The organism is Alicycliphilus denitrificans, assembly GCF_044792555.1.
Taxonomy (GTDB): domain Bacteria; phylum Pseudomonadota; class Gammaproteobacteria; order Burkholderiales; family Burkholderiaceae_C; genus Alicycliphilus; species Alicycliphilus denitrificans_A.
In genome coordinates, this window is sequence record NZ_CP126238.1 from 122,992 (window position 1) to 145,670 (window position 22,679).

Genomic DNA, 22,679 nt, shown 5'->3' on the forward strand with positions numbered 1-22,679 from the left:
AAGATGCCGGCGCTCCAGCCCAGCCCGGCCGGTGTTCTCAATGTCCAGGCTGCCCGCGAAGGGCGGGTTGGCGAGGATGAGGCTGTAGGCCTCGGCATCAGCCGCCGCACCTTCGGCGAGCGAGTCGCGGTATTCGATGGCGGGGTGTTCTGAATTGCCCGTTTTGCCCGGCAGAGGCGATCTTGCCGAGCATGTACTTGTCTGCGAGTCTGCCACGGGGTGCGTGATCGGCTGATTTATAAGATATTTTGGTTGCCTGGCCTTGTTTTATAAGCGCTAAAAGCTATTAAATTAATAGCATTAATCCAACCCGGGGCCGGCCAGGTCGTCCAGGATGGGGCAGTCGGGCCGCTCGTCGCCGTGGCAGCAGTGGACCAGCGCCTGCAGGCTGCGCTGCATGGCCTGCATGGCGGCGATGCGCTCTGCCAGGTTGGCGATGTGCTTTTGCGCGATCTGCTTGACCTGGCCGCTGGCGCGGGCCTTGTCCTGCCACAGGCCGAGCAGCTGGGCGATCTCTTCCATGGAAAAACCCAGGTCGCGCGCGCGGCGGATAAAGCGCAGGGTGTGCACGTCGGCCTCGGTGTACTGGCGATAGCCGTTATCGGTGCGGGCCACGCCGGCCAACAGGCCCAGGCCTTCGTAGTGGCGCACCATGCGCGCCGAGACGCCGGCGCGCTCGGCCGCCTGGCCTATGGCCACGGGCCAGCGCGCGGGCGCATGTGCCTGGGTGGCCGGGGCGGTCATGCGGCGACCTGGTAGCCTTCTTCGCGGATGGCAGTGGCGACGGCGTCGCGCGACTTTTCGCTCTCCACCACGACCTGGCCCGTGGGCAGGTCGACCTTGACCAGCGCCTCTTCGTCGAGGGCGCGCACGGCGTGCACCACGGCGCGCTCGCAGTGGCCGCAGGTCATTCCGGTGACTTGGAATGTGTATTGCATGGGGATCCTTCCGGGTTGGGGCTGTGAATGGGGTTTCATCATGAAGCCTGACATGGTGTCAAAGTCAAGCCTGCTGCAATCCCTTGACTTTGCCATGATGTCAGGGTTTAAGGTGCAACCATTGTTGATCACAAGGTGCCTGCCATGACCTCTGCCTCGCTTCCATCGGCCGCTACCCGGGACACGCTGGACCTGGGCGTGGGCGGCATGACCTGCGCCAGCTGCGTGGGCCGTGTGGAGCGCGCGCTGCGCAAGGTGCCGGGCGTGCAGGATGCCACGGTGAACCTGGCGACCGAGCGCGCGCACATCGTTTATGACCCCGGCACGGCCCCCGGCATGGAAGCCGTGCTGCGCCGCGCCGTGCGCAATGCCGGCTACGAGCCGCGCACGGCGGCCGAGCAGGAGGCCGGCGAGGCGCAGGACCCGTCGCCCTGGGCCGGCTTCATGCCGGTGGCCTGGGGCCTGCTGCTGTCGGCGCCGCTGGTGCTGCCGATGTTCGGCGACCTGCTGGGACAGCACTGGATGCTGCCGGCCTGGGTGCAGTTTCTGCTGGCCACGCCGGTGCAGTTCATCCTGGGGGCGCGCTTTTACAAGGCGGGCTGGCATGCGCTGAAGGCGCTCACCGGCAACATGGACCTGCTGGTGGCCATGGGCACGAGCGCGGGCTACGGCCTGTCGCTGTGGCTGTGGCTCACGGCCCACCCGGGCCATGCGCCGCACCTGTACTTCGAGGCCTCGGCCGTGGTCATCTCCCTGGTGCTGCTGGGCAAGTGGCTGGAGGCGCGGGCCAAGCGCCAGACCACGGCGGCGATACGCGCTCTGCATGCGCTGCGTCCCGATGTGGCGCATCTGCTCTCGCGCGACGGCGAGGTGGACGTGCCGATCGCCGAGGTCATGGCCGGCGACCGCCTGGTGGTGCGCCCCGGTGAGCGCATTCCCGTTGACGGACTGGTGCACGAGGGCCATACCCAGGTGGACGAGTCCATGCTCACCGGCGAGCCGCTGCCCGTGCCGCGCGAGGCCGGGGGGGCGCTCACGGGCGGCTCCATCAATGGCGACGGACGCATCGTGATGCAGGTCACGGCCGTGGGCGGCGAGACGGTGCTGGCGCGCATCATCCGCCTGGTGGAGGACGCCCAGGCCGCCAAGGCGCCGATCCAGCGGCTGGTGGACCAGGTGTCGGCCGTGTTCGTGCCCGCGGTGATCGCCATTGCCCTGGTCACGCTGCTGGGCTGGCTGTGGGCCGGCGTGGGGCTGGAGACGGCGCTGATTCGCGCCGTGGCGGTGCTGGTGATTGCCTGCCCCTGCGCGCTGGGCCTGGCCACGCCGGCGGCCATCATGGCCGGCACGGGGGTGGCGGCCAGGCATGGCATCCTGATCAAGGACGCCGAGGCGCTGGAGCTGGCGCACCGCGTGGCCACGGTGGCCTTTGACAAGACCGGCACGCTGACCGTGGGCAAGCCCCGCCTGACGGCGTTTCACGTGGAACCAGGTGCGGACGAGGCCGGGCTGCTGGCCGCCGTGGCCGCCGTGCAAAGCGGCAGCGAGCATCCGCTGGCGCGCGCCGTGGTGGCCGCCGCGCAGGAGCGCGGCCTGGCCCTGGCCCAGCCCGAGGGCGTGCGCGCCGTGCCCGGCCGCGGCACCGAGGGCGAGCTGGCCGGGCGCAGCTACCTGGTGGGCAGCCTGCGCTGGATGCAGGAGCTGGGCGTGGACCTGGGGCCGCTGGCCGATGATGCCGCCGCGCTGCAGGGGCAGGGCGCCACGGTGTCGGCCGTGGCCGAGCGTGTCACAGAGGGGTTGGCGGCGAGGGCGCTGCTGGCCTTTGGCGACGAGCCCAAGCCCGGAGCGCGCGAGGCGCTGGAGCAGCTCAAGGCCCAGGGCGTGCGCTGCGTGATGATCTCGGGCGACAACCGCGGCGCGGCCGAAGCCATGGCGCGCCGCCTGGGCCTGGATCCCGCCGCCGGCGAGGTCATGGCCGAGGTGCTGCCCGGCGACAAGGCCGCGGCCGTGACGGCTTTGAAGTCCAACGGCCAAGTGGTCGCCATGGTGGGCGACGGCGTGAACGACGCGCCGGCCCTGGCCGCGGCCGACGTGGGCATGGCCATGGGCAACGGCACGGATGTCGCCATGCACGCCGCCGGCATCACGCTGATGCGCGGCGAGCCGCGCCTGGTGGCGGCGGCGCTGGATATCTCGCACCGCACCGTGGCCAAGATCCGCCAGAACCTGTTCTGGGCCTTTGCCTACAACGTGGCCGGGATACCGCTGGCGGCCCTGGGCTACCTGAATCCGGTGGTGGCGGGCGCGGCCATGGCGCTGAGCTCGGTGAGCGTGATGACGAATGCCTTGCTGCTCAAGCGCTGGCGCGCCAGGTAGGTAATCTCCATTGGTAACAAATCGTCAACAAATTGACACTGCCTTTCTGGCAAGATGCTGCACTTTGTTGCATATTCCCCGGCGGCTCCAGGTGGAGTGCTGTTCAAGAGACAAGAAGGAAGATGGAGATGACGATGTACACATTCATGCGCTGGTTCACGATTCGCATGCGCATGATTGGCGCCATTGGCGTGGTGCTGGCCCTGCTGGCCCTGCTCGGCGGGGCGGGCATGCTGGGCATGTTCCGCATCCACGGGGCGAGCCAGGACTTCATTGCCCAGCCCCATGCGGCGGTCCGCCTGCTGGGCGAGCTGCGCGGCGAGATGGGGCAGGCCCGCCAGGCCGAGAAGGACATGATCATCGGCTACGAGAAGCCCGAGGTGGTGCGCGCCGCGCGCCAGCAGTGGCTGGCGGCGCTGGATCGCGCCAAGGCCGTGGTGGCAGGGTTCGATGGCCTGCAGCTGGCACAGCAGCAGGCCATGGCGCAGGACATTGCCAAGCACCTGGATGCCTACCGCGAGCAGTTTGCCCATGTTGCGCGCCAGCTCGAGGAGGGCGGCTACGACACGGCCACCATCGCCAACCGCATGAGCACCAAGGCCGTGGCGCAGTTCGTGAGCGCGGCGGAAAAACTGGAGGCACTGGACAAGGCCCTGGACGCCGAGGTGCAGAGCGCCATTGCCAGCCAGGACAGCATTGCCGTACAAACCAAATGGCTGTTTGGCCTGGCGGTGCTGATCACCGTGGTGGTGGTGGTGCCGTTCACGCTGCTGAACATGGTGTCGATCTGCCGCCCGCTGGAGGCGGTGCGCGCTCTGGCGCAGTCGATCGCCGGTGGTGACCTGTCGCAGCGCATCCAGGTCGATGGCCGGGATGAGTTGGCCGAGCTGCAGCGCGCGCTGCTGGAGATGCAGGGCGGCCTGGGCGCGCTGGTGTCCCAGGTGCGCGATGCCGGCGGCAGCATCACCGTGGCCAGCCAGGAGATTGCCACGGGCAACCAGGACCTGTCGGCGCGCACCGAGCAGACGGCCAGCAACGCCCAGGAGGCCGTGGCGGCGCTGTCGCAGCTCACGTCCACGGTGCAGCAGACGGCGTCCTCCTCGCAGGTGGCCAGCCAGCTCGTGGCATCGGCCTCGGGCACGGCCACGCGCGGCGGCCAGGTGGTGCAGCAGGCGGTGAGCAGCATGCGCGACATCGCGGCCTCCAGCCGCAAGATCGGCGACATCATCGGCCTGATCGACTCGATTGCCTTCCAGACCAACATCCTGGCGCTGAACGCCGCGGTGGAGGCCGCGCGCGCCGGTGAGCAGGGCCGCGGCTTTGCCGTGGTGGCCGGCGAGGTGCGCAACCTGGCGCAGCGCAGCGCGCAGGCGGCCAGCGAGATCAAGGGCCTGATCCAGTCCAGCGTGCAGGCCGTGGACGGCGGCGTGCGCCATGTCGAGGATGCGGGCAAGGCCATGCAGGAGATCGTCACCAGCGTGCAGCGCGTGACGGACATGATTGGCGAGATCAATTCCGCCGCCACCGAGCAGGCCACGGGCATTGGCGAAGTGAACGCCTCGGTGGCCGAGATCGACCGCATGACGCAGCAGAATGCGGCCCTGGTGGAGCAGTCCGCCGCGGCCTCCGAGTCGCTGCGCGAGCAGGCCACGCGCCTGTCGCAGGTGGTGCAGCAGTTCCGGCTGGCGGAGGGCGCCCAGGTGGCGCTGGCGCGCACCGGCACTTCGGCACGGGCCACCCTGTCGGCCGACCCGGCTCTGCCGCGCCTGGGCGTGGCCTGATCGGCAGGCGGCGCAGGCCGCCCCATGGATTCCCCTTTGCGCACCCTTGGGTGCGCTTTTCCATTTTTGATAGCTAATGACGCTTGATGGGCAAGCGTTGAAGCCGTTTTTGTTGCGGAACTTCAGCGGCGCCCACCCCGGCGCTCCATCAGGCGACAGCGACCGGCGCCGTGGATGCGGCCCCGCTGTTGCGCGGCCTGAACCAGGCCACGTACAGGGCCGGCAGCACCACCAGGGTCAGCAGCGTGGCCGTGAACAGCCCGCCGATGACCACGATGGCCAGGGGGCGCTGGGTCTCGGCGCCGATCTCTTGTGACAGCGCCATGGGCAGCAGGCCGAGCGCGGCCAGCAGGGCCGTCATGAGCACGGTGCGCAGGCGCTGCATGGAACCCTGGCGCACGGCGTCGACGACGCTCATGCCGCCGGCCTGCAGCTGCTGGTAACCCGAGAGCATGACCACGCCGTTGAGCACGGCCTGGCCCGACAGCGCGATGAAGCCGATCGCCGCCGACACCGACAGCGGGATGTTCAGCACCCACAGGGCGATGAAGCCGCCCATCAGGGCCAGCGGCACGTTCACCAGGATCAGCGCCGCAGCCTTGAAGGACTTGAAGGCGTCCAGCAGCAGCACGAAGATCAACAGCAGCGAGATCGGCACCACCACCGACAGGCGCTGCATGGCGCGCTCCTGGTTCTCGAATTCGCCGGACCATGAGATGCGGTAGCCCTGCGGGAGGGTGACATTCGCCTGCACGCGGGCCTGCATGTCCTTGACCACGGAGCCCATGTCGCGGTCCTTGATGAAGATGCCGATGGCCATGGTGCGGCGGCCGTTTTCGCGGGCGATGTTCATTGCGCCCGTGGTCTCGCGGATCTGCGTCACGCTGCCCAGCGTGATGTAGCCGCCGTCGGCCGTGGCGATGGGGGTGTTGGGCAACTGGGCGATGCTGCGGCGGTCCTGCGGCAGGCGCACGGCCACGGCGAACTTGCGCTCGCCCTCCCACAGGCTGGTGCTGGCCCGTCCGGCAAGGGCGGCCTCGATCACGTCCTGGATGTCGCCCACGTTCAGGCCGTAGCGGGCGGCGCGGTCGCGGTCGATGTCGATGACCAACTGGGGCAGGTCGCCCAGGCGGTCGATCTCGGCGCGGTATACGCCGCTGACCTGCTTGATTTCGCGCTCTATGGCCTGCGTCACGCGCTTGAGCTCCACCAGGTCGTCGCCCGCGACCTTGATGACGATCTGCCCGTCGATCTGCGAGATGGATTCCAGCACGTTGTCGCGTATGGGCTGGGAGAACGCGGGCTCCATGCCGGGGATGTTGGAGACGGCGCGCTCCATCTCGTCGATGAGCTGCTCGTGGGTCAGACCGGGGCGCCACTGGTCGGCGGGCTTCACATCGACAAACACCTCGGCCATGCTGATGGTCTTGGGATCGGTGCCGTCCTCGGGCTGGCCGGCCTTGGAGACGGTGGTGCGCACCTCGGGCACGGCGCGCAGGGCCTGGCGCACCTGGCGCAGCATGCGCGCGGCCTCGCCGTTGGACACGCTGGCGGGCAGGCGCACGTTGACCCAGATGGTGCCCTCGTCCAGTTCGGGCAGGAATTCCGAGCCCAGGCGCGATGCGGCGGCCAGCGCCAGGGCGAACACGGCCAGGGAGATCACGACCACCGTGCGCCGGCGCGTCAGCGCCCAGTCCAGCACCGGTGCATACAGGCGCTTGGCCGAGGTGACGACGCGGTTGTCGCCGTGCGGCAGCCGCTTGCGCAGCATCCAGTAGGCCAGCAGCGGCACCAGGGTGATCGAGAAGACCAGCGAGCCGAGCAGCGCCGTGGTCACCGACAGCGCCATGGGCTGGAAGATGCGCCCCTCGTGGCGCTGCAGCGCGAAGATGGGAATGTGCGCGGCAATGATGATGAGCATGGAAAACAGCGTCGGGCGGCCCACCTCGCTGGCGGCCTCGATGATGGTTTCGCGCCGGTCGCGCTCGTCCATGGCCTCGCCGCGCTCGGCCAGGCGGTGCATGATGTTCTCGATGACGATCACCGCGCCGTCCACGATGATGCCGAAGTCCATCGCGCCCAGGCTGAGCAGGTTGGCCGGAACGCCCATGACCTTCAGGCCCATGAAGGTAGCCAGCAGCGACAGCGGGATCACCACCACCACCGCCAGGCTGGCGCGCAGGTTGGACAGGAACAGGTAGAGCACCAGCGAGACCAGCAGCGCGCCCTCCACGAGGTTGCGGAACACCGTGGTCAGCGTCTTTTCCATGAGCCAGGTGCGATCGTAGAAGGGCACGATCTGCATGCCGGGCGGCAGGCCCTTGGCGTTGAGGTCGGCGATTTTCGCCTTCACGTCTTTGAGCACCACGCTGGGGTTCTCGCCTTTGCGCATGACGACGATGCCGGCGACGATGTCGTCGTCATCGTCCTGGCCGACCACGCCCAGGCGCGGCACGGCGCCCACCTTGACCTGCGCCACGTCGCGGATCAGCACTGGCGTGCCGCCGTGCGCGGCGACGACGACGCGCCCAATGTCCTCGGCCGACTGCAGCAGGCCGATGCCGCGGATGGCGTATTGCTGTGCGCCCTGGGCCACGTAGCTGCCGCCGGCGTTGGCATTGCCCCGGCCCAGCGCGTCCAGCAGGTTCTGGAAGCTGAGCTTGTAGGCGCGCAGCTTGTCCAGGTCGGGCTGCACCTCGTATTGCTTGATGGAGCCGCCCATGGCCACCACGTCGGCCACGCCGGGCACCTGGCGCAGCGCGCGCTCGACCACCCAGTCCTCGGTGCTGCGCAGTTCGGTGGTGTTGTGGCCATCGCCCCTGAGGCGGTAGCGCATGATCTCGCCCACGGGCGTGGCGTTGGGGGCGATGTCGGCCTCCACGCCGGGGGGCAGGTCCACGCCGCGCAGGCGCTCGCCCACCTGCTGGCGTACCTGGTTGACGTTGGCTGCATCGTCATAGGTGACCACCGTGAACGACAGGCCGAACTGCGTGTGCGAGAACACGCGGATGGAGTTCGGCAGGCCCGACAGCGCCACCTCGATGGGCAGGGTGACCTGCTTTTCCACCTCCTCGGCGGCGCGGCCGGGGTAGAGCGCGATGACGGTCACCTGCGTGTCCGTCACGTCCGGGAAGGCCTCCACGGAGAGGTTCTTGAAGGCGATCACCCCGGCCAGGGCGAACAGCAGCACGCCCAGCACGATGAACAGCGGCTGGTGCAGCGCGTAGTGGATCAGGCGCTTCATTGCTGCGCATCCTTCTTCGCGGCCGCGTCTTGCGCCATCGCCTGGAACTGCCGCGCCAGCAGCAGCACGTTCTGCGTGACGACCTTCTCGCCCGCCTGCAGGCCGCTGGCGATGATCACGTCGCGCGGGCCCTCATGGCCCAGGGTGACGCTGCGCGGCTCGAACACGCCCGCCTCGCGCTCCACGAACACCGAATGCCGGTTGTTGCCGAGCACCACGGCGCTGGCGGGCACGACCACGCCGCTGCTGCGGTTTTGGCTGATGTGCGCCGTGGCCAGCATCTCGGCCTTCAGGCGCCGGTCGGCATTGGGCACCAGGCCGCGCACCTTGATGGTGCGGGTGTTCGGGTCGATGGCGTCGGCCGTGGCCGTGACGCGGCCCGTGAAGCTCTCGCCGGGGTAGGCCGGCACCTGCAGCGTGAAGCCGTCGCCGGGGCGCAGCGAGGCCAGATCGCTCTCGCGCGCGTCGATCTGCACCCACAGCGAAGATGGGTCGGTGAGCACGAACAGCGCCGGCGTGTCCGGCCCGCCCTGGTCGGGGCGCAGCTCCTGGCCGGGGTTGAGGCGGCGCTCGACCACCACGCCGTCCATGCTGGCCGTGATGGCCAGCTGCTGGTTCACTGCGCCGGCGCTGCCATACAGGCGGGTGCGTGCCGCCGCGCGTGCCGATTCGGCACGCGCAGTGGCGGCCTCGGCCTCGGCCTGCTCCAGGTCCTTGCGCGCCACGATGCCGGCCTGGAACAGTTCGCGCTGGCGTGCCAGGGCCTGCTGCGCCAGCTCCTGCCCGGCATGGGCCTTGGCGGTTTCGGCCTGGGCCTGGCCAAAGTCGGGCGAGGCCAGCAGCGCCAGCGGCGCGCCGGCCTTCACGGCCTGGCCCAGGTCGGCGCGTATGGCCAGCACGCGGCCCGCAAAGGGCGGGTACACGCGCTGCGTGCGCTCCTCGTTCCAGACCAGCTTGGCGGGCAGCTCCACCACCAGCTCCTGGGAGCGGCGCGCTGCGGTGGCCGTGAGCAGCGCCAGCTGCGGGTGGCCGGGGGCAAAGTGCAGCTGGCCCGCTTGCAGCATCGGCGGTGCCGCTTCCGGCTCGGCGGCCACGGGCTGGGGTTTGTGACAGCCCTGCAGCAGGGCGGCGGCGTACAGGGTCAGGGCCAGCAGGCCGCGTCCGGCGGTCGTGCGGCTTGTGCGCAGGCGCGCGGGGATGGATTGCACCATGGTGAACTTTGGGTCGAAAAAAGGGGTGGTCAGGGCAGCAGGGCCTGGGGCTGCGTGCGCAGCAGCCAGCTGCCCTGCGCCTTGGCGTAGTCGGTGCGTGCGGCCAGCGCCTCCAGCAGGGTGGCGCGCAGCGTGCGGCGCGCGTCCAGCAGGTCGGTGAGCGAAATGGCGCCCCTGGCATAGGCCAGCTCTGCGCTTTGCGCGACCTCGCGCGCACGCGGCAGGATGCCGCCCTCATAGCCGGCGGCGCGTTTGGCGGCGGTGGCGGCCTGCTGCTGCAGCGACTGCAGATCCAGCAGCGCCAGACGCCGCGTCTTGTCCAGGGCCTCCTGGGCCGCGCTCAGCTCGGACTGGGCGCGGCCGATCTCGCCGTCGAAGCGGTAGCCCCAGTGCAGCGGCATCTGCGCGCGCAGCTCCACCAGCCGGTTGGAGGTGCCGGGATAGTGGTCGTAGGAGGCGCCAACGGTCACGTCGGCCTTGCGCAGCGCCATGGCGTTGTCCAGCCCCGCCTGCGCGGCCTGCACGCGCGCCAGGGCTGCGAGTACGTCGGCGCGCTGCTCGGCCCAGCTGAGCAGGTCCCCGCTCGGTGCCGGGCCCTCTATGCGCGCGGGCCAGTCGCAGGCGCAGGCATCCAGGCCCGGGCCGCGCGCCGTGAGCCGGGCCAGCGCCAGCGCCGCCTGCTCATGCGCGAGCTCGGCCAGCTGGGTGTCGGAGCGCGCGCGCTCGGCCTCGATGCGCGTGCGCGCCGCATCCTGGCGTGCCAGGTCGCCGGCCTTCACGCGCAGGCCGGCCACGCGGTCAAGCTCGGCCATGCTGCGCTCGATCGCGCGCGTCTCGCTCAGCCGCTCCTGTGCCGCCAGCAGCTCGTAATAGGCGGCCAGGGCCGCCTGCAGCTGCTGGGTCTGCATCTCCTGCACGTCGGACTGCGTGGCGTCCGCCTGGCGCTGCGCGGCCAGCGTGCGCAATGCGCGCTTGTTGCCACGCTCCCAGGTCCAGTCGATGCCGATCGACTTGTCGATGCGCTTGCGCGTGAGGGTATTGCCCGCGCCCACGCCGTTCTGCAGGTCGATGGAGGCGGCCTTGGCGCTCAGCACCGGCGCGGGCGCGTGGTCGGCCGCGAGCACGTCGGCACGCGCGGCGGCCAGGGCATGGCGCGCCAGGGCCACGTCGCTGTTGTCGCGCGTGGCCGTGAGGGCCTGCACCAGGGTCAGGGTGGGGGCGGGCGGTGCGCTCTGCGCCCAGGCGCCCGGCGCCTGGCCAGCGGCGCAGCCCAGGAGCGTAAAAAGATACAACTGTCGTATGCTCATACGCGGCGTTTATCGCCGGCCCTGCCTGACCGCAGCCTGACCTGTAGCCTGCGTAAAAATGCGTATTCCTGCTCCCCTGCGTGCCGTGCCCCATGCGAATCCTGATCGTCGAGGATGACTCCGTGCTGCGCGGCGTGATGCAGCGCAGCCTGGCCGATGCCGGCCACCGCGTGGATGTGGCGGCCAGCGTGGCCGAGGCCGACCATTTCTGGTGCGTGCAGCCGTTCGACGCCGTACTGCTGGATCTGAACCTGCCCCTTGACGGCGGCGAGGGCGAGGTTGGCGGCGCGCTGCTGGGCAGTGGCCTGTCCGTGCTGCGCGCGGCGCGCGCACGCGGCGACCGCACGCCCGTGCTGGTGCTCACGGCGCGTGACCGCACGCCCGAACGTATTGCGGGCCTGGACGCCGGCGCCGATGACTATCTGGGCAAGCCCTTCGACCTGGCCGAGGTCGAGGCGCGGCTGCGTGCCCTGGTGCGCCGCAGCCAGGGCACGCAGGACCGCACGGCGGCCGGGGCCCTGGTGCTGGACCGGCACGCGCGCCGCTTCGTGCTGCATGGCCAGCCGCTGGTGCTGCCGGCGCGTGAGTTCGAGGTGCTGTGGGAGCTGATGACGCCGCCGGGCCGGGTGGTGAGCAAGCGCAGCCTGTCGGAAAAACTCTCGGATTTCGATGAGGCCCTGGGCGACAACGCGCTGGAGGCTTTCATATCGCGCCTGCGCAAGAAGCTGGCGGGCAGCGGCGCGGGCATTCGCACGCTGCGCGGCCTGGGCTACATGCTGGAGGCGCAGGCCGACCCGGGCGCCGAAGCCGCGCCATGAGCACGCAGCCAGAGGCGCAAGACGGCGGCCACCCGCCCGGGCCGGCCGCCGCGCCGCCGCCGCCCTCGCTGCGCACGCGGCTGCTGCGCCATGTGCTGGCGCCGCTGGCGCTGGTCTGGCTCGTGGGCACGGTGGCCTCGGCGCTGCTGGCCAATGGCTTCACGCAGCGCGCCTTCGACCGCTCGCTGCTCGACGACGCCTATGCCATTGCCGCGAATGTGCGCCAGGGACAGGCCGGCCTGGAGTTCCCCTTGAGCTCGCGCGAGGTCAAGGCCGTGCTCTTCGACCAGGTGGAAACGGTGTACTTCGCCGTGCTGCAGGCAGACGGCACGCAATTGGCCGGCAACGCCAGCCTGCCCGTGCCGCCGCCGCAGGGCGAGCAGGTCTATCGTTTCTCCGACCTGCACTTTCACGGCCGCGCGCTGCGTGCCGTGCGGCTGCAGCTGAGCACGCCCGCGCCCTTCGAGGTGATCACGGCGCAGACCGTGCACAGCCGCAGCATCATGCTGCGCAGCGCGTTGCTGTATTCGCTGGCCTCGCAGGGGGTGCTGCTCGTGGTGCTGGCCTGGTGGCTGGGCCGTGCCATCCGGCAGGAGCTGCGGCCCCTGGCCGCGTTCCAGCAGGCACTGGAGCAGCGCGACGCCCACGACCTGGCGCCGATGCGCGTGGAGGCCTCCTCGCGCGACCTGCAGCGCCTGGGTCATGCCGTGAACGACCTGCTGGCGCGCGTGGCCCAGGGCGTGCAGGCGCAGCATGAATTCGCCGGCAACGTGGCGCATGAGTTGCGCACGCCGCTGGCCGGCATCAGGGCGCTGGCCGGCTACGGCCTGGCGCAGCAGGACCCGAGCGTATGGCGCGAGCAGCTGGCCGGTATCGTGCAAAGCGAGGCCCGCGCCAGCCACCTCGTGGATCAGCTGCTGGCGCTGGCATTGGCCGACGAAGCGCATGGCTCCATGCCGCTGCAGCCGGTGCCGCTCGACCCGCTGGTGCGCGATGCGGTGCTGCGCTTTCTGCCGCGCGCCGACGCCGCGGGCGTGGACCTGGGCGCGCTCGGGCTGGAGCAGTCCGTCACCGTTCAGGGCCAGCCGCTGCTCATCGAGGGCGTGCTGAATAACCTGATCGACAACGCCCTGCGCTACGGCACGCCGCCCATGGGCGAGGCAGCGCAGGTGACCGTGGCACTGGCGCAGGAAGGCCAGGGCTCCGAGATGCGTGTGCTGCTGTCGGTGCTGGACAACGGCCCCGGGATCGCACCGGAGCAGCGCCGGCGGCTGCAGCAGCGCTGGGTGCAGGGCCGCGAGGGCGAACGCCTGGGCCAGGGGGCGGGGCTGGGCCTGGGGATAGTGATGCGCTACGCCGAACTGCTGGGCGCGCGCCTGGAGCTTGAGCCCGGGCCGCAGGACCGGGGGCTGTGCGTGCGCCTGGTATTGGCCCCAGCGCGCGGCACGCCAGCCGCCTAATCCAGGGTCGGGTAGTCGATATAGCCCTGCTCGCCGCCGCCGTAGAAGGTGGACCGGTCCCAGTCGTTGAGCGGGGCGTTGCGGCGCAGGCGCTCCACCAGGTCGGGGTTGGAGATATAGGCCCTGCCGAAGGCCACCATGTCGGCGTGGCCGCTGGCCACGGCCTGCAGGGCCAGGTCGCGGCCGTAGCCGTTGTTGACCATCCAGGCGCCGCGCCCGCCGGCATCGCGGTAGGCGGCCTTGAAGGCGGCGTAGTCGAAGGGGCTGCCCTCGACCTCGCGCGGCCCTCCGGTGGCGCCCTCGATGACGTGGATGTAGGCCAGGGAGAGCGGCGCGAGCTGGCGCGCCAGATGCTCGAACAATGGCTGGGGGTGGCTGTCGTGAATGTCGTTGGCTGGCGTGACGGGCGACAGGCGCAGTCCCACACGGCCGCCGCCTATGGCGTCCGCCACGGCGCGCGTCACCTCCAGCATCAACCGCACACGGCGTGGGATGCTGCCGCCGTAGTCGTCGCTGCGGCGGTTGGCGCCATCCTTGAGGAACTGGTCCAGCAGGTAGCCGTTGGCGCCGTGGATCTCCACGCCGTCGAAGCCCGCGGACTGCACCGCGTTGCGCGCGGCGGCGGCGTAGGTGTGGACTATGTCCGGCAGCTCCTCGACGGCCAGCGCGCGCGGCATGCAGGTGTGCACGAACTCGCCCTGGCCCGTCGCAGGGTCCACCAGATAGGTCTTGGCATGGGCTTGCACCGCAGACGGCGCCACCGGTGCGGCCCGGCCCGGCTGCAGCAGGCTGTGCGATACGCGGCCCACATGCCACAGCTGGGTGACGATCTTGCCGCCGCGCTCGTGCACGGCGCGGGTGACCTTCTTCCAGCCGTCCAGCTGCTCGCTGCCGTACAGGCCCGGCACGTCGGAATAACCCTGGCCCTGGGCGGTGATGGCCGTGCCCTCGGTGATCAACAGGCCGGCGCTGGCGCGCTGCGCGTAGTAGGTGGCGGTGATGGCGCGCGGCACGGCCTGGGGCGAGCGGTTGCGCGTCAGCGGTGCCATGGCGATACGGTTGGCCAGGTGCAGGTCGCCGGCATGGATGGGGTCGAACAGCGTGGTCATGTGCGATCCAGGATGAAAACCCCTGTTCCACGTGGAACAGGGGCCGGTGGGGCCGCTTACTTGAGCAGGCCTTCCGCCTTCATGGCTGCCTGCACGGCGGGGCGGGCAGCGATGCGTTCACGGTAGGCGACCAGGTTCTTCAGTTGCGAAATGTCCAGGCCGACATATTGCGCCCAATTGGTCACGGTGAACAGGTAGGCGTCGGCCACGCTGAAATGCTCGCCCATCAGGTAGGGCTTGCCCGCCAGTTCGCCGTCTACCCACTGCAGGCGCGCATGCAGGCGCTTGAGCAGCACGGGCTTGTAGTCGTTGGGTGTGTCGGGGGAAAACAGCGGGCCGAAGCCCTTGTGCGCCTCGGTGCCGATGAAGGTCAGCCATTCCTGCAGGCGGTAGCGTGCCAGCGTGCCGTGGGCTGGCGCCAGGTTCTTCTGCGGTGCCTGGTCGGCCAGGTATTGCACGATGGCCGGGCCTTCGCGCAGGCGTGTGCCGTCATCGAGCTCCAGCACCGGCACATAGCCCAGGGGATTGATGCTGTAGAAGTCGGTGCCGTCGGCCAGTCGGTGTGTTTTGGTGCTGGCCAGCACCGGCTCATAGGCCAGGCCGGCCTCATGCAGCACGATGTGGGGCGAGAGTGAGCAGGCGCCGGGAGAATAGTACAGCTTCATGGTAGGGGAACTCCTGGTGGGTGAAGGCTTTAATGCTATGCGTTGTGCACGACCTTTGCAGCCGTGGTACATCAGGCATCGGGCCGCGTCAGGTGCTCCAGGCGTGCCAGGATGGCGTGGGCCTGCTCGCGCGAGTCGCCGCACATGGCGGGGTGCGGCCGCAGCGATGCGCACACGGCCGGGCGATCCGGGTGGCCGAAGATGCGGCAGCGCTGCTGATCGTCCAGCTGCACGCAGCGCACGCCCGCCGGCTTGCCGTGGGGCATGCCGGGTATCGGGGTGCTGATCGATGGTGCGGTGCAACATGCGCCGCAGCCGGGGCGGCAATCCATTCGGGCTCAGGCGGCCAGGCGCCGCGCGGCCCACAGCACCTGATCCACCACGCCACGCACTTGCTCGCGCTGCGCCGCGTCGGCCAGATTGCCGTCGGCATCGAAGGCGCTGGCGGCACGCGCCAGGGCGTAGTTGCGCGGTGCCAGCCAGCAGCCCAGCAGGACGAGCAGCGGCGCCAGGTGGCTTTGCGAGCGCAGGCCGCCCAGCGCACCGTTGGAGGCGCTGAGCATGCCCACCACCTTGTCGGCGAAGGGGCGCGTCACGTCGGCCCAGACCGGGTGCCCGGCGACGGGGCTGGAGGCCCAGTCGATGGTGTTCTTCAGCAGGCCGGTGTAGCTGCCGTTGTATTCGGGCGAGCAGATGATCCAGGCCGGATGGGCGTCCAGGATTTCCTTGAGCCGGATCACGTCCGGCGGCGTGCCGCGCGCCTCCAGGTCGGCGTTGTACATGGGGATGTCCAACTCCGACAGTTCCAGCAGCGTGACCTCGGCGCCGGCGCCCCGGCCCAGGTCGGCGGCAATGCGCGCCAGGCTTCGGTTGAACGATTGTTGGCGGGTGCTGCCCGCAAAGACGAGGAGTTTCATGGAACCGGATTGAAGCACAGCGACGGCCCCGGAAAACTGCAAGGGTTTCACGTGAAACATGGGCCGACGCAACGCAAATGGGCAAAGGTGGGAAAATTGCGGGTTTCCCCTGTCGTAACCGTCTTTCTCATGCTCTACCCCCAGGAATTTGACGTCATCGTCGTCGGCGGCGGCCATGCCGGCACCGAGGCCGCGCTGGCGGCCGCGCGCATGGGCTGCCAGACCCTGCTGCTGACCCACAACATCGAGACCCTGGGGCAGATGAGCTGCAACCCGAGCATCGGCGGCATCGGCAAGGGGCATCTGGTGAAAGAGGTGGATGCGCTGGGCGGCGCCATGGCGCTGGCGACCGACGAGGGCGGCATCCAGTTTCGCATCCTCAACAGCAGCAAGGGACCGGCGGTGCGCGCCACGCGGGCGCAGGCCGACCGCATCCTCTACAAGGCCGCCATCCGCCGCATGCTGGAGAACCAGCCGAACCTATGGCTGTTCCAGCAGGCCGTGGACGACCTGATGGTGCAGGGCGACCGGGTGGTGGGCGCCGTGACCCAGATCGGCCTGCGCTTTCGCGCACGCGCCGTGGTGCTGACGGCCGGCACCTTCCTGGACGGCAAGATCCATGTCGGCCTGAACAACTACGCGGCCGGCCGGGCCGGGGACCCCCCCGCCGTGTCGCTGTCGGCGCGCCTGAAGGAGCTGAAACTGCCCCAGGGGCGCCTGAAGACCGGCACGCCGCCGCGCATCGACGGGCGCAGCATCGACTTCTCAAAATGCGAGGAGCAACCCGGCGATGGCATGCCCGGCGGCGTGAACGAGGGCCTGCTGCCCGTGTTCAGCTTCATGGGGTCTGCCGCGATGCATCCGCGCCAGCTGCCCTGCTGGATCACGCACACCAACGAGCGCACGCACGAGATCATCCGCAGCGGCTTCGACCGCAGCCCCATGTTCACGGGCAAGATCGAGGGCGTGGGGCCGCGCTACTGCCCCAGCGTGGAGGACAAGATCAACCGCTTTGCCGACAAGGAAAGCCACCAGATCTTCCTGGAGCCCGAGGGCCTGACGACGCACGAGTTCTATCCCAACGGCATTTCCACCAGCCTGCCGTTCGACATCCAGTACGCGCTGGTGCGCTCCATGCGCGGGCTGGAGAACGCCCATATCCTGCGCCCGGGCTACGCCATCGAGTACGACTACTTCGACCCGCGCGCGCTCAAGAGCAGTTTCGAGACGCGGGAGATAAAAGGCCTGTTCTTCGCCGGCCAGATCAACGGCACCACGGGCTACGAGGAGGCCGCCGCCCAGGGTCTGTTCGCCGGCCTGAACGCGGCCCTGCAATGCCGCGGCGAGGCCGCCTGGCTGCCGGGGCGGGGCGACGCCTATCTGGGTGTGCTGGTGGATGATCTGATCACCAAGGGGGTGACCGAGCCCTACCGCATGTTCACCAGCCGCGCCGAGTTCCGCCTGCAGCTGCGCGAGGACAACGCCGACATGCGCCTGACCGAGGCGGGGCGCCAGATGGGGCTGATCGACGATGCACGCTGGGAGCGTTTTAGTCGCAAACGCGACGCCGTGGCGCGCGAAACCGAGCGCCTGAAATCCGTCTGGGTGAACCCGCGCATCCTGCCCGCTGCCGAGGCCGAGCGCGTGCTGGGCAAGACCATCGAGCATGAGTACAAGCTGTTCGACCTGCTGCGCCGCCCGGACGTGAGTTACGCGAGCCTCATGAGCCTGGATGGCGGCAAATACGCCAGCGGCGATGTTTCACGTGAAACCTTGGGCGAGCTGAGTGCGCCGGTGATCGAGCAGGTGGAGATTGCTGCCAAGTACGCGGGCTATATCGAGCGCCAGAGGGATGAGGTGCAGCGCGCCGCGCATTACGAGCAGCTGCGCCTGCCGCCCGAGCTGGACTACATGCAGGTGGCGGCCCTGTCCATCGAGGTGCGCCAGAAGCTGCAGAAGCACCGGCCCGAAACGCTTGGCCAGGCCTCGCGCATCTCGGGCGTGACGCCGGCCGCGATCTCGCTGCTGCTGGTGCACCTGAAGAAGGGCGGCTTCAAGGACTTTGCCGTGGAGGCCGGGGCATGACGGCCGCGCTGGCCGAAACCTTGCGCACCGGGGTCAAGGCCCTGGGCCTGGCGCTTGACGAGGGGCAGATCACCCGGCTGCTGGACTTCCAAGGCCTGCTGCAGAAGTGGAACAGGGTCTACAACCTCACGGCGGTGCGCGACCCGCAGGAGATGCTGACACACCATTTGCTCGACAGCCTGGCGGCGGTGGCGCCGCTCAAGCGCCATCTGGCGCAGCAGGGCGGGGCGGGGCAGCGCCTGCTGGACGTGGGCAGCGGCGGCGGCCTGCCGGGCGTGGTGTTCGCCATCTGCTGCCCCGATCTCGAGGTGAGCTGCGTCGACACCGTCGCCAAGAAGGCGGCCTTCATCCAGCAGGCGGCGGCCAGCCTGGGGCTGAAGAACCTGCATGGCATCCATGCGCGGGTCGAGACGCTCGCCGGTCCGTTCGACGTGGTGAGCTGCCGCGCCTTTGCCGCGCTGGCGGACTTCACCGCCTGGTCGCGCCAGGCACTGGCGCCGCATGGCGTGTGGCTGGCCATGAAGGGCCGGCAGCCGCAGGACGAGATCGCCGCGCTGCCCGCCGGCGTGCAGGTGTTTCACGTGGAACAGCTCGCCGTGCCGGGGCTGGATGCCGAGCGCTGCATCTGCTGGATGCGGCCCGTGGCTTAAACTCATGGCCCTTCCTTCGCTTCGCTAGGCTCCCCATGTTCGGCATTGCTGATTACGGCGCATTCGTCGCCGCCATCGTGTTGTTCCTGGCCATTCCCGGGCCGGGCAACCTGGCGCTCATCACCGCCACCGGCAAGGGGGGAGTGCGCGCCGGCATGGCGACCTGTCTGGGTGTGATCGCGGCCGACCAGTTGCTCATGTGGGCGGCGGTGGCGGGCGTGGCCGGCCTGCTGGCCACCTATCCGGCGGCCTTTTACGCCGTGCAGTGGCTGGGCGCCGCCTACCTGGGCTGGATGGGCTACAAGATGCTCACCGCCAAGCCGGGCGCCGCGCCGGTGCTGCGCATGGCGCCGCGCCAGTATTTTCGCCAGGGGGCGGTGATCACGCTGCTCAACCCCAAGGCCATCGTGTTCTACATGGCCTTCTTTCCGCTGTTCGTGAATCCGGCCACGCACCTCGGCCTGGTCACCTTTGCGGCCATGGCGGCCACCATTGCGGCACTCACCTTTTTGTACAGCCTGATCGTGGTGCTGCTCACCCACTTCCTGGCCGAGCGCATGCGCGCCAGCCCCAGGGTGGTGCGGGCGCTGGAAAAGACCGCGGGCACCTTTCTCATCGGCTTCGGCGTCAAGCTGGCCATCTCGAAATAACACATGGCCAAGATTTTCTGCATTGCCAACCAGAAGGGTGGCGTCGGCAAGACCACCACCTCCGTGAATCTCGCCGCGGGCCTGGCCAAGATCGGCCAGCGCGTGCTGCTCGTGGACCTGGACCCGCAGGGCAATGCCACCATGGGCTCGGGCGTGGACAAGCGCGCGTTGGAACTCAGCGTGTACGACGTGCTGCTTGAATCCGCCTCGGTCAGGGAGGCCGCCGTGCCGGCCGAGGAGTGCGGCTACCAGGTGCTGGGCGCCAATCGCGAGCTGGCCGGCGCCGAGGTCGAGCTGGTGCCTCTGGAGCAGCGCGAGCGCCGCCTCAAGGCCGCGCTGGCCGAGGTGGACCCGGACTACGACTTCGTGCTCATCGACTGCCCGCCGAGCCTGAGCATGCTCACCCTGAACGGCCTGTGCAGCGCACATGGCGTCATCGTGCCCATGCAGTGCGAGTACTTCGCGCTCGAGGGCCTGACCGACCTGGTCAACACCATCAAGCAGGTGCACGCCAACCTGAACCGCGAGCTGCAGATCATCGGCCTGCTGCGCGTTATGTTCGATCCGCGCATCACGCTGCAAAGCCAGGTCAGCGCCCAGCTCAAGGACCACTTTGGCGACAAGGTGTTCAATACCGTCATCCCGCGCAACGTGCGCCTGGCCGAGGCGCCTAGCTACGGCCTGCCGGGCGTGGTGTTCGACCCATCGGCCAAGGGCAGCCAGGCCTTCGTGGAGTTCGCACATGAGATGGTGCAGCGCGTCAAGAGCATGTGACATGGCCATTGCGGGTGTTGATTGCAAGTAAAAATGGCCTGTAACGCTTATCTGATAAGCGCGAACAGCTACTGAAATAATAGTGATGAACCCCTCCAGCGTCCTTCTCCTGCCCGGCTGGCAGGACTCCGGCCCGGGCCACTGGCAAACCGAGTGGGAGCGCCTGCACGGCGACCGGCGCGTGCAGCAGCACGACTGGATGCGCCCGCTGCGCGGCGACTGGAGCGCGCGCCTGGAAGAGGTGGTGGCCGACGCGCCGGGCGAGGTGGTCTTGGCCGCGCACAGCCTGGGCTGCATCCTCGCTGCCTGGTGGGCCGCGCACACGCGCCACGCGCACAAGGTGCGCGGCGCGCTGCTGGTGGCGCCGGGCGATGTGGAGCGGCCTGACCTGGCGGCGCAGATCCGCGGCTGGACGCCGATTGCGCGCCAGGCGCTGCCCTTTCCCGCCGTGCTGGTGGGCAGCAGGAACGACCCCTATTGCAGCCCGGAGCGCGCACGCGCCCTGGCCTCGGACTGGGGCGCGCGCTTTGTCGATCTGGGCCTCAGCGGCCACATCAATGCCGATTCCAGGCTGGGTGCATGGGCCGAGGGGCGGGCGCTGCTCGACGCTCTGATGAACAAGGATTGAACCTAGAAACGGCAGTTGACCGCTTGCCATCTTCACGAGAGCCGCATGGACATTTACTTTCACTGCTTCGTTGGCCCCCACCCGTTGGGTGAACGCGCTACACACTTGCCAGCACCGCGCTCGATGCGCCATGCAGCGTTGCTCCTCCTTGCGGGCAGTAGCCCGCTGTGTCGTCGCGCCTTGCCTGCCACCCCGATCACGGCACTGGCAAGCGCGTGCAACTGCCGTCTCTAGGTTGAAGAACATGGTCACCAAAAAACCCAAGGGCCTGGGCCGCGGCCTGGAAGCGCTGCTCGGCCCCAAGGTCACGGACACAGCCGAACAGGCCCAGGCCGCGGCCCAGGGCCTGCCCAACGCGCTGGCGCTCGATCAGCTGGTGCCCGGCATGTACCAGCCGCGCACGCGCATGGACGAGGGCGCGCTGTACGAGCTGGCCGAGAGCATCAAGGCCCAGGGGGTGATGCAGCCGGTTCTTGTCCGTCGTCTCGACGACGAACAAGCCCGGCTGCGCCGGCAGGAACGGGCATCGCAGGGGCCCTCCCCTGCGATGGGCGCCCTGAGCCAGGAGGGGCCGCTATACGAGATCATCGCCGGCGAGCGGCGTTTTCGCGCCTCGCGCCTGGCCGGGCTGGACAGCGTGCCGGTACTGGTGCGCGACGTGCCCGATGAGTCCGCCGCGGCCATGGCGCTCATCGAGAACATCCAGCGCGAGGACCTGAACCCGCTGGAGGAGGCCCAGGGCCTGCAGCGCCTGGTCAAGGAGTTCGGCCTCACGCATGAGCAGGCGGCCCAGGCCGTGGGCCGCTCGCGCAGCGCGGCCAGCAACCTGCTGCGCCTCTTGAATCTGGCCGACCCGGTGCAAACCATGCTCATGGCCGGCGACATCGACATGGGCCATGCGCGCGCGCTGCTGGCGCTGGACCGCGCCACGCAGATCACGGCCGGCAACCAGATCGCCGCCAGGAAGCTGTCGGTGCGCGAGGCCGAGGGCCTGGTGAAGAAGCTGGGTGCCGAGTTCAGTCTGGCGCCGCAAAAGCCCAGAAAGGACAAGTCGCGCGACCTGAGACGCATCGAGGAGGAGCTGTCCGACCTGCTCATGGCCGAGGTCGAGGTGCGCGTGAAAAAACGCGTCAAGCGCGGCAGCCGCATCGAGGAGATGGGCGAGCTGGCCATAGAGTTCGGCTCGTTGGAGGCGCTCAACGGCCTCATCGAGCGCCTGCGCGGCTGATTGCCGCCATTCGTCATGCGCCTGCCCTGGCCCCTGCCGGCATTGCTCGCCTGGGGCGCGGCCTGGCTGCTGTTCGCGTTGCTGCGGCCGCTTGCCGGGGCGCTGCCGGCGCTGCTTGCCGCCTGCGCCCTGGGCAGCGCCGCCAGCCTGTGGGGTGGGCGCTGGTGGCGGCGCTGGCTGATCGCGCTGGGCTTTCCGGTATCCGTTGCCCTGGCCGGTGCGGTGGCCCTGCCGGCCTGGGCCTGGCTGCTGCCGCTGGCCATCCTGCTGCTGGTGTATCCGCTCAATGCCTGGCGCGACGCGCCGCTGTTTCCCACGCCGGCGGGCGCGCTGCGCGGCCTGCCGGCCCAGGCGCCGCTGCCCGCGGGGGCCGCTGTGCTCGATGCCGGCTGTGGCCTGGGCCATGGCCTGGCGGCGCTGCGCGAAGCCTATCCGCAGGCGCGCCTGCAGGGGCTGGAATGGAGCCGGCCGCTGGCTCTGCTGTGCCGCCTGCGCTGCCCCTGGGCCAGGGTGCGCCGCGGCGACATCTGGGCCGCCGACTGGAGCGGCTACGCCCTGGTGTACGTGTTCCAGCGCCCTGAAAGCATGGCCCGCGTGGCCGCCAAGGCCGCAGCCGAGCTGGCGCCGGGTAGCTGGCTGGTGAGCCTGGCGTTCGAACTGCCCGGCGTGTGCGCCAGCGCTCGGCTGCCCTCGTTTGCCGGGCATGGGCTGTGGATCTACCGCCTGCCGCTGGTACCCGCAGCGCCGCAGCAGCGGGCAGTCTGAAAAAAAGGGGATTGTTATTGGCAATGGGAGGACTATCATTTTTTACTCCCGCCCGTCTGCCGGCCGAGTCCGC

20 protein-coding genes are annotated in these 22,679 nt (G+C 69.5%); 11 read left to right on the top strand and 9 right to left on the bottom strand.

Annotated features, from left to right (window positions below):
- Nucleotides 1-300 precede the first annotated feature (300 nt).
- Both cueR and P7644_RS00550 read right to left on the bottom strand, forming a co-directional pair.
- Complete coding sequence (cueR, locus tag P7644_RS00545; protein WP_404301064.1) at nt 301-744, bottom strand: Cu(I)-responsive transcriptional regulator; 444 nt, start codon at nt 742-744, stop codon at nt 301-303.
- Nucleotides 741-938 (bottom strand): heavy-metal-associated domain-containing protein, encoded by a 198-nt coding sequence (locus P7644_RS00550; RefSeq protein ID WP_404301065.1) that lies wholly within the window; start codon nt 936-938, stop codon nt 741-743. The genes cueR and P7644_RS00550 overlap by 4 nt, the downstream gene beginning before the upstream one ends.
- A gap of 144 nt (nt 939-1,082) precedes the next feature.
- On the opposite strand from P7644_RS00550, the gene P7644_RS00555 reads away from it, so the two are divergent.
- Complete coding sequence (locus tag P7644_RS00555; RefSeq protein WP_404301066.1) at nt 1,083-3,314, top strand: heavy metal translocating P-type ATPase; 2,232 nt, start codon at nt 1,083-1,085, stop codon at nt 3,312-3,314.
- 128 nt (nt 3,315-3,442) lie between these two features.
- On the top strand, nt 3,443-5,095 hold the full coding sequence (locus P7644_RS00560; protein WP_404301067.1) for a methyl-accepting chemotaxis protein: 1,653 nt from the start codon (nt 3,443-3,445) through the stop codon (nt 5,093-5,095).
- Nucleotides 5,096-5,243: 148 nt separating this feature from the next.
- Here P7644_RS00560 and P7644_RS00565 read toward each other — a convergent pair whose 3' ends face one another.
- Genes P7644_RS00565 through P7644_RS00575 form a run of 3 tightly spaced genes read right to left on the bottom strand, consistent with a single transcriptional unit; the run spans nt 5,244 to nt 10,857 of the window.
- Complete coding sequence (locus P7644_RS00565) at nt 5,244-8,339, bottom strand: efflux RND transporter permease subunit (protein WP_404301068.1); 3,096 nt, start codon at nt 8,337-8,339, stop codon at nt 5,244-5,246.
- Nucleotides 8,336-9,550, bottom strand: coding sequence for an efflux RND transporter periplasmic adaptor subunit (locus P7644_RS00570; protein ID WP_404301069.1), 1,215 nt, complete (start codon nt 9,548-9,550; stop codon nt 8,336-8,338). Before P7644_RS00570 ends, P7644_RS00565 begins: the two co-directional genes overlap by 4 nt.
- Before the next feature lie 29 nt (nt 9,551-9,579).
- Nucleotides 9,580-10,857 (bottom strand): TolC family protein, encoded by a 1,278-nt coding sequence (locus P7644_RS00575; RefSeq protein WP_404301070.1) that lies wholly within the window; start codon nt 10,855-10,857, stop codon nt 9,580-9,582.
- Nucleotides 10,858-10,949: 92 nt separating this feature from the next.
- Between P7644_RS00575 and P7644_RS00580 the strand changes: the two genes are divergently transcribed.
- Nucleotides 10,950-11,675: a response regulator transcription factor gene (locus tag P7644_RS00580; protein ID WP_404301071.1), complete on the top strand. Its 726-nt coding sequence runs from the start codon at nt 10,950-10,952 to the stop codon at nt 11,673-11,675.
- A complete protein-coding gene (locus P7644_RS00585) occupies nt 11,672-13,135 on the top strand; it encodes a sensor histidine kinase (RefSeq protein ID WP_404301072.1) in 1,464 nt (487 codons plus the stop codon). The genes P7644_RS00580 and P7644_RS00585 overlap by 4 nt, the downstream gene beginning before the upstream one ends.
- Here the strand turns inward: P7644_RS00585 and P7644_RS00590 are convergent.
- From P7644_RS00590 to P7644_RS00605, 4 genes are all read right to left on the bottom strand, one after another.
- On the bottom strand, nt 13,132-14,244 hold the full coding sequence (locus P7644_RS00590; RefSeq protein WP_404301073.1) for an alkene reductase: 1,113 nt from the start codon (nt 14,242-14,244) through the stop codon (nt 13,132-13,134). The two genes, P7644_RS00585 and P7644_RS00590, sit on opposite strands and share 4 nt — an antisense overlap.
- A gap of 56 nt (nt 14,245-14,300) precedes the next feature.
- Nucleotides 14,301-14,909 carry a glutathione transferase GstA gene (gene gstA, locus P7644_RS00595; RefSeq protein WP_404301074.1) on the bottom strand — a complete coding sequence of 203 codons (609 nt, stop codon included), beginning with the start codon at nt 14,907-14,909 and terminating at the stop codon, nt 14,301-14,303.
- 71 nt (nt 14,910-14,980) lie between these two features.
- On the bottom strand, nt 14,981-15,241 hold the full coding sequence (locus P7644_RS00600) for a YkgJ family cysteine cluster protein (RefSeq protein WP_404301075.1): 261 nt from the start codon (nt 15,239-15,241) through the stop codon (nt 14,981-14,983).
- A gap of 6 nt (nt 15,242-15,247) precedes the next feature.
- Nucleotides 15,248-15,826, bottom strand: a complete 579-nt coding sequence (locus tag P7644_RS00605; RefSeq protein WP_404301076.1) for an NADPH-dependent FMN reductase — start codon at nt 15,824-15,826, stop codon at nt 15,248-15,250.
- A gap of 129 nt (nt 15,827-15,955) precedes the next feature.
- On the opposite strand from P7644_RS00605, the gene mnmG reads away from it, so the two are divergent.
- From mnmG to P7644_RS00640, 7 genes are all read left to right on the top strand, one after another.
- Complete coding sequence (mnmG, locus tag P7644_RS00610; RefSeq protein WP_404301077.1) at nt 15,956-17,911, top strand: tRNA uridine-5-carboxymethylaminomethyl(34) synthesis enzyme MnmG; 1,956 nt, start codon at nt 15,956-15,958, stop codon at nt 17,909-17,911.
- The gene (gene rsmG, locus P7644_RS00615) at nt 17,908-18,561 is read left to right on the top strand and encodes a 16S rRNA (guanine(527)-N(7))-methyltransferase RsmG (RefSeq protein ID WP_404301078.1); all 654 of its coding nucleotides are present in this window, start codon (nt 17,908-17,910) and stop codon (nt 18,559-18,561) included. The genes mnmG and rsmG overlap by 4 nt, the downstream gene beginning before the upstream one ends.
- A 35-nt stretch (nt 18,562-18,596) precedes the next feature.
- The gene (locus P7644_RS00620; RefSeq protein ID WP_404301079.1) at nt 18,597-19,211 is read left to right on the top strand and encodes a LysE family translocator; all 615 of its coding nucleotides are present in this window, start codon (nt 18,597-18,599) and stop codon (nt 19,209-19,211) included.
- Between the two features lie 3 nt (nt 19,212-19,214).
- Entirely contained in the window at nt 19,215-19,985 is a 771-nt protein-coding gene (locus P7644_RS00625) for a ParA family protein (RefSeq protein ID WP_404301080.1), read from the top strand.
- A gap of 85 nt (nt 19,986-20,070) precedes the next feature.
- The gene (locus P7644_RS00630; protein WP_404301081.1) at nt 20,071-20,613 is read left to right on the top strand and encodes an RBBP9/YdeN family alpha/beta hydrolase; all 543 of its coding nucleotides are present in this window, start codon (nt 20,071-20,073) and stop codon (nt 20,611-20,613) included.
- Between the two features lie 244 nt (nt 20,614-20,857).
- Nucleotides 20,858-21,841: a ParB/RepB/Spo0J family partition protein gene (locus tag P7644_RS00635; protein ID WP_404301082.1), complete on the top strand. Its 984-nt coding sequence runs from the start codon at nt 20,858-20,860 to the stop codon at nt 21,839-21,841.
- A 15-nt stretch (nt 21,842-21,856) separates the two neighbouring features.
- On the top strand, nt 21,857-22,606 hold the full coding sequence (locus P7644_RS00640) for a class I SAM-dependent methyltransferase (protein ID WP_404301083.1): 750 nt from the start codon (nt 21,857-21,859) through the stop codon (nt 22,604-22,606).
- Nucleotides 22,607-22,679: the final 73 nt, after the last annotated feature.